The 12562-nt window shown below is 69.3% G+C and carries 8 protein-coding genes; 5 read left to right on the top strand and 3 right to left on the bottom strand.

Features of this window, described 5'->3' with window-relative positions:
• The first annotated feature begins 1 nt into the window (after window position 1).
• Window positions 2–6616, top strand: a complete 6615-nt coding sequence (locus BLS95_RS18830; protein WP_218135841.1) for a discoidin domain-containing protein — start codon at window positions 2–4, stop codon at window positions 6614–6616.
• A gap of 159 nt (window positions 6617–6775) precedes the next feature.
• Here BLS95_RS18830 and BLS95_RS18825 read toward each other — a convergent pair whose 3' ends face one another.
• From BLS95_RS18825 to BLS95_RS18815, 3 genes are read right to left on the bottom strand one after another with little or no spacing between them, the layout of a single operon-like run.
• Window positions 6776–7627 (bottom strand): 5-oxoprolinase subunit C family protein, encoded by an 852-nt coding sequence (locus BLS95_RS18825; RefSeq protein ID WP_090932966.1) that lies wholly within the window; start codon window positions 7625–7627, stop codon window positions 6776–6778.
• A complete protein-coding gene (locus tag BLS95_RS18820; RefSeq protein ID WP_176993287.1) occupies window positions 7624–8232 on the bottom strand; it encodes a carboxyltransferase domain-containing protein in 609 nt (202 codons plus the stop codon). The genes BLS95_RS18825 and BLS95_RS18820 overlap by 4 nt, the downstream gene beginning before the upstream one ends.
• A gap of 5 nt (window positions 8233–8237) precedes the next feature.
• Window positions 8238–9044: a LamB/YcsF family protein gene (locus tag BLS95_RS18815; RefSeq protein WP_176993262.1), complete on the bottom strand. Its 807-nt coding sequence runs from the start codon at window positions 9042–9044 to the stop codon at window positions 8238–8240.
• A 130-nt stretch (window positions 9045–9174) separates the two neighbouring features.
• On the opposite strand from BLS95_RS18815, the gene BLS95_RS18810 reads away from it, so the two are divergent.
• The 4 genes from BLS95_RS18810 (at window position 9175) to BLS95_RS18795 (ending at window position 12556) form a co-directional block, all read left to right on the top strand.
• Entirely contained in the window at window positions 9175–9873 is a 699-nt protein-coding gene (locus BLS95_RS18810) for a DUF969 domain-containing protein (RefSeq protein WP_090932960.1), read from the top strand.
• Window positions 9870–10838 (top strand): DUF979 domain-containing protein, encoded by a 969-nt coding sequence (locus BLS95_RS18805; RefSeq protein ID WP_090932958.1) that lies wholly within the window; start codon window positions 9870–9872, stop codon window positions 10836–10838. The genes BLS95_RS18810 and BLS95_RS18805 overlap by 4 nt, the downstream gene beginning before the upstream one ends.
• Window positions 10839–10902: 64 nt before the next feature.
• Complete coding sequence (gene pcp, locus BLS95_RS18800) at window positions 10903–11547, top strand: pyroglutamyl-peptidase I (protein WP_090932956.1); 645 nt, start codon at window positions 10903–10905, stop codon at window positions 11545–11547.
• On the top strand, window positions 11531–12556 hold the full coding sequence (locus BLS95_RS18795) for a DUF2891 domain-containing protein (RefSeq protein ID WP_218135840.1): 1026 nt from the start codon (window positions 11531–11533) through the stop codon (window positions 12554–12556). Before pcp ends, BLS95_RS18795 begins: the two co-directional genes overlap by 17 nt.
• Window positions 12557–12562: the final 6 nt, after the last annotated feature.

Raw genomic sequence — 12562 nt, 5'->3', positions numbered from 1 at the left:
CATGAGACTCCGAAGGATACTCAGCGCGTTAGCCGGCGCCGCCCTGGTCGTCGCGACACTGGCGGTGCCGTCGCCGGCGGCGGCCGCACGCCAGATCCACGTGGCCAAGACCGGGAACGACACGAACGCGGGCACGTCGGCCGCCCCGTACCTGACCATCAACAAGGCCGCCCAGGAGGCGCAGCCGGGCGACACGGTGGTCGTGCACGCCGGGCTCTACCGCGAGTGGGTCAGGCCCGCTCGCGGCGGAACCGGTGAGGACGCCCGCATCACCTACACCAGCGCCGGCGACGGCGAGGTCGTCATCAAGGGCTCGGAGGAGATCAACACCTGGACGCGGCACAGCGGCGACGTCTGGAAGGTCACCCTCCCCGACTCCTACTTCGGCGGCTTCAACCCGTACAGCACGGGCCAGCCGCAGGGCGGCGAGGGTGGCACCTTCCCCGGCTACACCGCCGGTGACGTCTACCTCAACGAGCAGGCCTACTACCAGAAGCCGTCGCTGAGCGCCGTCCAGTCGGCCGCGGGAACCTGGTTCGCCGAGGTCGGCGGCGGTAACACCACCATCTACGCCAATTTCGACGACGACCCGAACGCGAAGCTGGCCGAGATCAACGTACGCCGCCAGGTGTTCGCGCCGGAGGCGTGGGGGCTCGGCTACATCACCGTCCGCGGCTTCACGGTCAAGCACGCCGCGGGCACGTACTCGGACTTCCCGAGCAGCCCCTCGCGGCGGCAGGCGGGCGCGATCAGCGTCAACGGCGGCCTGAAGTGGATCATCGAGCAGAACACCGTCATCAACGCCCGCACCATCGCCATCGACATCGGTCTCGGGTGCGACGAGTGGGCCGGGAACCGTCCCGGCCAGACCCGGACGAACTTCCGCGACACCGCCAAGTACGGCTCGCACATCGTCCGCAACAACTACATCGCCAAGGCGGGCCAGTCCGGCATCGCCGGCGTGTTCTCCTGGAACTCCGACCTCCTGTACAACCGCATCGAGGACACGAACTACCGCGGCGAGTTCAGCGGCGCGGAGACGGCCCCGATCAAGGTCCACTACATGAACGAGGGCCTCATCAAGGGCAACTTCCTCAAGAACTCCAAGGGCGGCAACTCCGCCGGGATCTGGACCGACTGGGGCAACCAGAACGTCCGCGTGACCGGGAACATCGTGATGAACACCCCGTGGGGTTACTACGCGGAGGCCGTTCACGGGCCGATCCTCGTCGACAACAACGTGTTCATCGGCAACGCCGACCTCCGTATGCTCGACGCGACCGGCGTCGTCTACGCCAACAACCTGTTCGTCGACAACGGCCGCATCGCGGTCGACGGCGGCGGCCGGGACGCGTACTACTTCCAGCCGGGCACGATGAACGAGAGCACCGCGCTCACCAGCCCGCAGAAGTTCTTCTGGTACAACAACCTCGTCAACGGCTCGGCCCTGCCGGCCGACGCCACGGGCAAGACGCACGTCAAGGAGGGCAACGCCACCGGCGTCCTGTCGAACGTCAAGGTCAACGCGTCGACCACCGAGGTGAAGCTCGACTTCGACCTCAACGTCTCCGGCATCGGCGGTCTCACGCCGGTGACGAAGGCACGGGTCGGCGTCATCCCGCGCGCCAACGAGCCGATCGCCGCCGACGTCACGACCGACTTCTTCGGCAGGCCCTTCAGCGGAATGCCCGGGCCGTTCGCCGAGGCGAGGAACGGCGCCAACTCCTTCGCTCTGTGGCCCCCGGCGGGCCAGACGGTGCCGACGCCGCCCGCGCCCCCGGCGGACGTCCCGGTCAACCTGTCGCTCAACCCGGACGCGAAGGTCGTCGCCTCGTACGAGGACGGCAATCTCGTCGCGGGGAACGCCATCGACGGCAACGGCTCCTCGCGCTGGTCGAGCGACCACAGCAACGACCCCAACGCGTGGATCCAGGTCGACCTCGGCCGCGAGTACGACGTCTCCAAGGTGGTGCTGCAGTGGGAGGCGGCGTACGGGAGGTCGTACAAGATCCAGGTCTCCGGCGACGCCCAGCGCTGGGAGGACGTCTACTCGACCACGACCGGCGCGGGCGGCGTTGAGACGATCACGATCCGCAGGGACACCCGCTACGTCCGCATGCAGGGTGTGCAGCCGCAGACGCAGTACGGCTACTCGCTGTACGAGTTCGAGATCTACGGCACGCCGGTGCGGCCGCAGGTCCCGGTCAACATCGCGCAGAACCTGGCGCCGTCGGCGTACACCGCGTCGTCACAGTCGAACGACGGCAGCGGCCCCGTCAACAGCCAGCCGCAGAACGACCGGTCGGCGTTCCGCGCGTTCGACGGCAACACCGCCACCCGCTGGGGCTCCAACGGCGGCGACACCCAGTGGATCCAGGTCGACACCGGCAAGACGCACGTCATCGACAAGGTCACGCTGAAGTGGGAGGCGGCGTACGCGTCCCAGTACAAGATCCAGACTTCGGCCGACGGCGCGCGGTGGACCGACGTGCACACGCACGACAACGCCACCCCCACGGGCGACCACGCCGACGAGATCACACTGAATCCTCCGGTCTCCGGCCGTTACGTGCGGGTGCAGGGTGTCAGGGCCGCCACCCAGTGGGGCCTGTCGCTCTGGGAGTTCGAGGTGTACGGCACGGACGTGCCCGCCGACGCCGCCCCGCAGTGGCCGATGACCGCGCAGCTCCAGCTGAGCGAGGTGACCGGCACCGCGGCGAACGTCGCCTGGCCCGCCGCGACCGACAACCAGGGCGTGACCGGCTACAAGGTGTACCTCGGCCAGACCCTGAAGGGCACCCTGGGCGCCGACGCCCGTACCTTCGCCCTGACGGGCCTGGCCGCGGGCCGGACGTACACCGTGAAGATCACCGCGCTCGACGAGGGCGGCGAGAGCCAGGGCCTCACGAAGACCTTCACGGCCCCCGGCAACCCCGCGACGCGCGCGTTGTCCACCAGCTACCCGCGCACGTACGCCGACTGGGAGGAGGGCCTTCTCGCCGGCAACGGCAAGCAGGGCATCATCGTCTTCGGCAACCCCCGCGACGACACGGTCGTGTTCGACGACCGCGACTTCTTCATGGCGCGTACGGAGGCCCGGCCGCACCGGACCTTCAACACGGTCAGCCAGGACAACATCAAGAGGATCCGCGACCTGCTGATCGCCGGAAGGTACCAGGAGGCCAACCAGCTCGCGGCCGACGTGCAGGGCTACCAGGGCGGCGGCGAGGGCAGCAAGCACCCCGGCTTCAAGATGACCCTCCAGTTGCCCTCCAGCGGCGAGGTCACCGACTACGTCCGCTCGACCGACTACTCGGCCGGCGTCGTCTCGGTGAACTGGACCGACGACAAGGGTGACTGGCGGCGCGACGCGTTCGTGTCGCAGACCGACGGCGTGACCGTGCAGTATCTCCCGGCCCCCGCCGGGCAGAGGCTCGACGTCAAGCTCGGCCTGTCGATCGACCCCGGGATGAACCTGCTCAACAAGGGCCTCACGGCGGTCAACGCCTCGACCACCGACTTCCTCAACCTGCGGGTGAAGTACCCGGGCGGCACCTACAACGCCGGCTACGAGGGCGTCACCCGGATCGTGACCGACGGCACGAAGACGATGGCCGGCACCGACGTGCAGGTGACGAACGCGTCGTACGTCATGCTGCTGTCGCTCACCCAGCGCTACGACGGCACGTACGAGGGCGGCGTGCCCGCCGAGCAGGACTGGAACAAGAAGCTGCTGCAGGCCAAGCTCGCCGCGCTGCCGAGTGACTACACGACGCTGCGCGACCGCCACGTGGCCAAGCACAGCCAGATGTTCGACCGTGTCAAGATCGACTTCGGCGCGTCCGAGGCGGACCGCTCGAAGTCCAACGAGGAGCTGCTCGCCGAGCAGAAGACCGCGACGACGCCCAACCTGGCGCTGTTCGAGCGGCTGTTCAACTCGGGCCGCTACCACCTGATCGGGTCGAGCAGCCCGACCGCCCCGCCCGACCTGCTCGGCAACTGGACCGGCGACAGCAACGTCGGCTGGGACGGCTACTACCACCTCGACGCCAACCTCAACCTGCAGATCTCCGGCGGCAACATCGGCAACCTGCCCGAGGTCATGGCGGGCTACTGGTGGATCAACAAGAGCTGGCAGAAGGACTTCCGCATCAACGCCCAGAAGCTGCTGGGCACCCGCGGCATGCTGACGGGCGGCAACACGCCCAACGGCGAGGGCCTGATCTCCAACATCAACTTCGACTACCCGTACCAGTACGTCACGGGCGGCGAGTCGTGGCTGCTCTACCCGTTCTGGGAGTACTACCAGATCACGGGAGACCGGAAGTTCCTGGAGGAGCAGTACTATCCGCTGATCCGCGACATGGGCGACTTCTACCAGGACTTCCTCGTCCAGAAGGACGCGAACGGCAAGTACGTCTTCGCGGGGTCCATCTCCCCGGAGAACCGCCCGGCGGGTGGCGTGCCGCTCACGGTGAACTCGGTGTACGACATCTCCGGTGCCCGCTTCGCCCTGTCCACCTTGATCCAGACCAGCAGGACGCTGGGGAGGGACGCCGACAAGATCCCCCTCTGGCAGGAGAAACTGGACAACCTGCCGCCGTACATCGTCAACAACGACGGCGCCCTGGCCGAGTGGGCCTGGCCCGACCTGGCCAACAAGAACGCCTACCAGCACCGCCACTCCAGCGGTCTGATGCCCGTCTGGCCCTACCGCGAGGTGACGCCGGAGAAGAACAAGGCGCTGTACGACGCCGCGAAGGTCTTCCTCCAGAGGAAGGACGGCGGCAGCTACGAGAACGCCGGCCACGGCCTGCTGCACGGCGCGCTCATCGCCGCCAACCTCAACAACGCCGACAGCGTCAACGCCAAGCTGATGCGCTTCGCGAAAGATGACTATTACTACAGCAGCCTCGCCACGTCGCACTACAACAACAAGGGCGTGTTCGCGACCGACGTCGTGAACTCCGTCCCGACGATCATGATGGAGATGCTGGCCACCTCGGACCCCGGCACGCTGGAACTGCTGCCCGCGCTGCCCAAGGGCCTGAAGCACGGCTCGATCTCCGGCATGAAGGGCAAGAGCCGGTTCACCATCAACACCCTCGACTGGAACATGGACACCCACAAGGTGAAGGTGACGCTCACCTCGGACGTCGACCAGAATCTCACCCTGATCCAGCGGTCGGGCATCGAGCAGGTGACCGGCGCCCCGGTGCAGAACTCGCCGCTGGGCGCCATCGCCCGGGTCGTCCCCCTGAAGGCCGGCCAGCCGGTGACGCTGGAGCTGACCCTGCGGGACACGTCGCGGGTGAACCTGGCCCTGAACAAGCCGGCCACGGCGTCGTCGCAGTCGAACGCCGACCAGGGGCCTGCCAAGGCGTTCGACGGCGACCCGGGCTCCCGCTGGGCCGCCGGCCAGGACCCCGCGAGCTGGATCCAGGTCGACCTGGGCGGCATCTACTCCCTGTCAGAGGTGAACCTGGCCTGGGAGGCTTCGTACGCCAGGAGATACAGGCTCCAGGTGTCGATGGACGGCCAGAGCTGGAAGGACGTGTACGCGAAGGACGACTCCACCGGAGGAACGGAGCGGATCCCGGTCAGCGCGCTGGGCAGGTTCGTACGGATGCAGGGCGTGGAGAGGTCCGGCCAGTGGGGCTACTCGCTCTACGAGATGGAGGTGTACGGCGCCGAGGCGCCCAACATCGCCCTCGGCAAGACGGCGACCGCGTCGTCGGCCTCCAACGCCTCCCAAGGGGCCGCGGCGGCCTTCGACGGTGACGGCACGAGCCGCTGGAGCGCCGGCCAGGCGCCGGACAACTGGCTGCAGGTCGACCTCGGGGACACGTACACGGTCAACCGCGTGGCCATCGACTGGGAGGATTCCTACGCCAAGGGCTACAAAGTCCAGACCTCGCCCGACGGCCGTACGTGGACGGACCGTTTCACCGAGACGAACGGCAATGGCGGAACCGACCTGATCGACCTGAACGCCGACGCCCGCTTCGTCCGGATGCAGGGCACGCAGTTGTCGGGCCAGTGGGGCTACTCGATCTACGAGATGAAGGTGTACGGCTCCCTGCCCGACACCGCGACGACCATCGCCATCTCCGGCGTCACGGAGGGCGCGTCGTACGGTGACAGCGAGAACCTGACGATCGGCTGGGAGGTCGCGGGTTCGGGTGTCAAGTCCGTGACCGGAACCCTGGACGGCCGGCCTTTCACCTCCGGTTCGGTCGCCGAGCTGTACCGGCTGCCGCTCGGGAAGCACACGCTGACGGTCACCATCGAGAACCAGTCCGGCGGGCGGGCCGACCAGTCGGTGACATTCTCGACCGCGACCTCGACCGACGAGATCTCCGTCCTGATCGAGCGGTTCGCGACCGATGGTGAATTGAGCGCCTCGGGGGCGGCCAAGCTCGACGACAGGATTTCCAAGGTCATGGTGTCGGAGGACAAGGGCCGCGAACGCGACAAGAAGAAAATCGTGAAGAAGCTCGAACGCTTCGTCGACACGGTCAACGATCCCAAGATCGTGCTGAACCCGCTGGTGAAGGCGACATTCCTCCGCGACGCCAACCACCTGATCGCAGCCAACAACGGCAAACCCGTCTGACACCCGTCCGGTGCCGGCGGCACCGGCGCGTCGGCGACCTGCTCAAGACCGCGTCTTCAACGCTGAGCAGTTCGTCGACGCGGTGCGGCGGGTCGCAACAGGGGCCTTTGGGCCACGTTCGTGGGGGAGCGGTTGCGACGGGCAGCCGAGCGGGACCGTTCAGCGGATCGGTACGAAGCGGACCGATGCTCCGGGGCGGGCCTGGGCTGCGGCGGCGAGGTCGGCGACGGGGACGACCCCGATCACCGGATATCCGCCGGTGGTCGGATGGTCGGCCAGGAACACCAGGGGGCGGCCGTCGGGCGGCACCTGCACGCTGCCGAGCACCATCCCCTCGCTCGGCAACTCCCGATGGACGGCACGTTCCAGGGCGTGCCCCTCGGTGCGCAACGCGATCCGGTTGCTGGCGGTGGCCACCTGGAAGCGGGCCTTGGGCAGGCCCGCCAGCGCGGCCTCGGTGAACCAGTCGTGCCGGGGGCCGAGCACCAGCCGGAGCACCAGGTCGTGCGCCGGGGCCGACAGCGGGGCCGCGTCGATCGGAGCGGGGCGAGCGGTGGGGGTGCCGAGCGGCAGCAGGTCGCCGCCGGACAGCGGCGCCGGCCCGAGCCCGGCGAGCAGGTCGGTGGAGCGGCTGCCGAGAACGGGGGTGACCTCGACGCCGCCGGAGAAGGCGACATAGCTGCGCAGCCCATGGGTGGCCGTCCCCACATCGAGAACCGAGCCCGCGGGCACATGGACGGCGGCACCCCAGGCGGCCGGACGGCCGTCGAGCCGTACCGGGGCGGGGGCTCCCGTCACCGCGACGGTGGCCGTCGCGTGCAGCCGCACCGCGATGCCGGTGAGCGTCGTCTCCAGGGTGGCGGCCGACTCCGGGTTGCCGACCAACCGGTTGGCGAACCGGTGCGCCGGTTCGTCGAGCGCGCCCGAGCGTGGCACGCCGAGCTGCGCCAGGCCGTGTCGTCCGAGGTCCTGAACGGTGGTCAGCGCCCCGGCCCGGACCACCTCGATCATCGGTCCACGGGCACGAAACGTACCCGCGTGCCCGGCGTGAACAGCGAGGCCGGCTCCCGCGCCGGATCCCACAGCACCAGATCGGTACGGCCGATGAGCCGCCAGCCGCCCGGTGACGAGCGCGGATAGACGCCGGTGTACATTCCGGCCAGCGCGACCGACCCCGCGGGCACCGCTGGGCGCGGCGTGGCGAGGCGGGGCATACCGTAGCGTTCCGGCAGCCCGGTCAGGTAACCGAATCCGGGGGCGAACCCGCAGAAGGCCACCCGGAACTCGACGGAGGAGTGGACCTTGACCACCTCGGCCGCCGGCACCCGCCAATGCGCGGCGACGTCCGCGAGGTCGGCCCCGTCGTACCGGGTGGGCACCTCGACCAGGGCACCGTCGTCCGCGGCCTGCTCGGGGATGTGCCAGCCGGCGAGGTCCCGGGCGAGCGCGCCCGGATCGTCGAGGCCGTCGAGGAGGACGGTGCGGGCGGCCGGGACGACCTCACCGACGGGGGGCATCGCGCCGGTGGCCCGCCGCCGGATCACCTCGGCATGCAGGGCCTGCACCTCGCCGTCGGAGCCGACCTCCACCAGCAGGGCGCGCGTGCCCACCCTCATCACTCTCACGCGAAGGGCTCCACCGTGACACCGGCCTCGGACAGCGCCGCGCGGATCCGGCGCGCCAGGCGGGCCGCCGAGGGCGTGTCACCGTGGACGCAGAGCGAGCGGGCGTCGACCGGTACGAGTTCACCGGTGATCGCGACCACCAGCCGCTCACCCGCCATCCGTACCGAACGCGCCACGACCTCCTCCTCGTCGTGACGGACGGCCCCAGGCTCACGGCGTGACACCAGGGTTCCCGCGGCCGTGTAGGCGCGGTCCGCGAACGCCTCCTTGACGGTCGGTGACCCGACGGCCTCGGCGGCGCGGTGCAGCGCGGACCCGGGCAGGCCCAGGACCGGCAGCGACGGGTCGGCCCGGCGGATCCCCTCGATGACGGCGGCGGCCTGCTCCTCGTCGGCGACCACGCGGTTGTACAGGGCTCCGTGCGGCTTGACATAGGTCACCCGGGAGCCGGCCGCGCGGGCGAACACCTCGAGTGCGCCGATCTGGTACGTCACCTCGTCGGCAAGCTCGTCCGGCGCCATGTCCATCGCCCGGCGCCCGAATCCGGCAAGGTCGCGGTAGGAGACCTGCGCGCCGATGCGCACCCCGCGCTCGGCCGCGAGGGAGCAGACCTTCCTCATGATCGAGGGGTCGCCGGCGTGGAAGCCGCAGGCGACGTTGGCGCTCGTCACGACATCGAGCAGGGCCTCGTCATCGGTGAGGGTCCACCGGCCGAAGCCCTCTCCGAGATCGGCGTTGAGGTCGATCACGGTCGGCCGCGCGTCGCGGTCACCTTGCTCCGTGACATCGGTACCGGTTGGCATGCTGCGTCCCCGAACTTCATATCTCTGGCACATTGCCCCCTTGTGGGGTTGTTGAACAATACCTTAACCTCTCCGAGAACTTCCCTCCACCCATATCGGACAGGACACCAGTACTAAAAGGGGCGTCCGTATGATCGTTCTCCTCGGCGTGGCCGTCGTCATCCTCGGTTTCGCCCTGAAACAAAATCCGCTGCTGGTCGTGGCGGTCGCCGGGATCGTCACCGGTCTGCTCGGCGGGCTCTCGCCACAGGCGGTGATCGCCGCCTTCGGTGACGGCTTCGCCTCCAGCCGGTCGGTGACGATTTTCGTGATCACGCTGCCGGTGATCGGCCTCCTGGAGCGTTACGGCCTCCAGCAGCAGGCCCGCAACCTCATCGGCAAGCTCACCGGCCTCACCACAGGGCGCTTTCTCACGCTGTACCTCTTCATCCGGCAGGTCACCGCCGCCCTCGGACTGACCAACATCGGCGGCCCCGCGCAGTCGATCCGCCCCCTGGTCGCGCCGATGGCCGAGGGGGCGGCCGAGCGCCGCTACGGGCCGCTGCCCGAACGGGTCCGCGAGAAGGTCAAGTCGTACTCCGCCAGCGCCGACACGGTCGGCGTGTTCTTCGGCGAGGACATCTTCATCGCCATCGGGTCGATCCTGCTCATCACGGGCTTCGTGAACACGACCTACGGCACGCAGCTGGAGCCGCTGAGCCTGGCCATCTGGGCGATTCCCACCGCTATCTGTGCCTTCATCATTCACGGGTACCGGATGATCGCCCTCGACCGCTGGCTGGCGCGTGAGCTGGATGCGGCGATCGCCAAGAGGGAGACGGTCAAGTGATCAAGTCCGAATGGTTCTACTGGCTGATCGGCGCGATCTTCCTGGTCATGGCCGTACAGATGCTGCTGGACCGCACCAATCCCAAGCGGTACGGCACGGCCGCTTTCTGGGGGCTGCTGGGCCTCGGCTTCATCTACGGGACCTGGGTCGTCCAGGACAAGGCCCCGCCCGAGCCGCTCGGCGTCGCGGTGCTCGTCATGGCGGTCCTGGGCGGCTTCAAGCTGACCGGTAAGGGCGAGCGCAACACGACGACGCCCGCGGAACGGGACGCGTCGGCCCGGCGGCTGGGCAGCCGGCTGTTCATTCCGGCCCTGACCATCCCCGTGGTGGCGGTGCTGTGCGCGACCCTCCTCAAGGGTCAGTCCCTCGGCGGTGAGCTGATCCTGGAGAAGGGCAGCGAGACCATTCTCGGGCTCGGCTTCGGTGCCATCGTGGCCCTCGTCATCGGCATGTTCATTCTTCGTGAACGCCGCATCGCCACCCCGATCAACGAGGGACGTTCGCTGCTGGAGGCGATGGGCTGGGCCATGCTGCTGCCGCAGATGCTCGCCACGCTGGGCAGCCTGTTCGCCACGGCCGGCGTCGGCGAGCAGGTCGGCCGGATCACCGAGAACGTGCTGCCGAGCGGGCAGACGTACGTCGCGGTCGCGGTCTACTGCATCGGGATGGCGGTGTTCACGTTCGTCATGGGCAACGCCTTCGCCGCGTTCCCCGTCATGACGGCGGCGATCGGCTGGCCCGTACTGATCCAGGGCGCGGGCGGTGACCCGCACGTCGTGCTCGCCGTCGGCATGCTCGCCGGCTTCTGCGGCACCCTCACCACACCGATGGCGGCCAACTTCAACATCGTCCCGGCCACCCTCCTGGAGCTCAAGGACCAGTACGGGCCGATCAAGGCGCAGATCCCGACGGCGATCCCGCTGCTCGCCTGCAACATCGTGATCATGGCGATCTTCGCCTTCTGAGCACCACCCCTGGCCTGGACCTCGCCGGCACTGGAACATCGCGGAAGAACTTGAGAGGAGACCCATGACCCACGTGCTGCTCACCGGATTCGAGCCGTTCGACGGCTCCGGCGTCAATCCGTCGTGGCAGGCGGTGCGACTGGCCGCGACCACGTCGCCGGAAGGGGTGTCGCTGACGACGGTGATGCTGCCGGTGGTCTTCCACGACGCCATCGAGCGGCTGCGCACGGCCGTCGAGGAGTCCGGCGCCGACGTCGTCGTCTGTGTCGGGCAGGCGGGCGGGAGGCCGGGCATCACGGTGGAGCGCGTCGCCATCAACCTGGACGACGCTCGCATCCCCGACAACCAGGGCGCCCAGCCCGTCGACGAGCCCGTCGTCGTGGGCGGCCCGGCCGCGTACTTCTCCACCCTCCCGGTGAAGGCGTGCGTGGCCGCCGTCCGCGAGGCCGGCCTGCCGGCGTCGGTCTCGCACACGGCGGGCACGTTCCTGTGCAACCACGTCTTCTACGGGCTGATGCATCTCCTCGCATCCGGCCGGCCCGGCGTGCGCGGCGGCTTCGTGCACGTGCCCTACCTTCCCGAACAGGTCCCGGGCGGCGACCAGCCGTCGATGTCCGTCCAGGCGATCGCCGACGCCCTGACGGCGATCGTGTCCACGGCGGTCACCACGACCGCAGATCTGAAGGAGACCGGTGGCGCCCTCCACTGATCCACTGCCGACCGTTGCCGAGCTCGCCCCCCGCCTGGCCGGCCTCGCCCTGGAGAACGTGACCCGGGAGTTCCCGAACGCTCCCCAGCACCTCCTCACGGGTCCGGGCGACCTCGTGCCGCCCCGCGTCCACCATCCGGCCTTCTACGGCTCCTATGACTGGCACTCCGCGGTGCACATGCACTGGCTGCTGGTCCGGCTGCTGCGGCGCCACCGGGCCGAGATCGACGAGGCCGCCGTTCGCGAGTTGCTGGACCGGCACCTGACGCCCGAGCACCTGATGGCCGAGGCCGCCTACCTGCGGGCCAACCCGACGTTCGAGCGGCCCTACGGCTGGGGCTGGCTGCTCGCGCTGGCGGCCGAATGCGAAAAGGCCGGCGACGACGGTGCCCGGTGGGCGGCCGCGCTGCGGCCGGCGGTGACGACTGTCGCCGAACTCGTCGAGGGGTGGCTGGCCAAGGCCACCTATCCGGTCCGCCATGGCGTTCACGCCAACAGCGCGTTCGCGCTGGGACTGGTACTGGACTCGGCCGGGCCGGCGGCACTCGCGGATGTCGTCACCGAGGCCGCCCGGCGCTGGTTCGGCGCCGATCGCGACTATCCGGCGGCCTGGGAACCGTCTGGCCAGGACTTCGTGTCGCCGGCCCTCACCGAGGCCGATCTGATGCGGCGGGTTCTGACGCCCGAGGAGTTCGCGGTGTGGTTGTCGGCGTTCCTGCCGGGGCTGGAGCACGGTGAGCCGCGGGCTCTGCTGGAGCCGCCGATCGTGTCCGATGGCCGCGATCCGCAGATCGGGCACCTGATCGGGCTCGCGCTCAGCCGCGCGGCGGCGCTGTGGTCCATCGCCGCCGCGCTCCCGGCCGGCGACGGGCGGCGTCCGCGGCTCACCGCCGCCGCCGAGGAGCAGCTGAGGGCCGCTCTGCCCCAGGTGATCGCCGGTGACTTCGTCAGCGATCACTGGCTCGCCACGTTCGCCGTGCTCGCCCTGGACGCCGCCGAGTCGGTGTGACGCCTG

Origin of the sequence: Nonomuraea jiangxiensis (genome assembly GCF_900099965.1) — a bacterium.
Lineage (GTDB): Bacteria > Actinomycetota > Actinomycetes > Streptosporangiales > Streptosporangiaceae > Nonomuraea > Nonomuraea jiangxiensis.
Note: the sequence above shows the minus strand (reverse complement) of the source record. Positions and strands in the feature narration are given on the sequence as shown.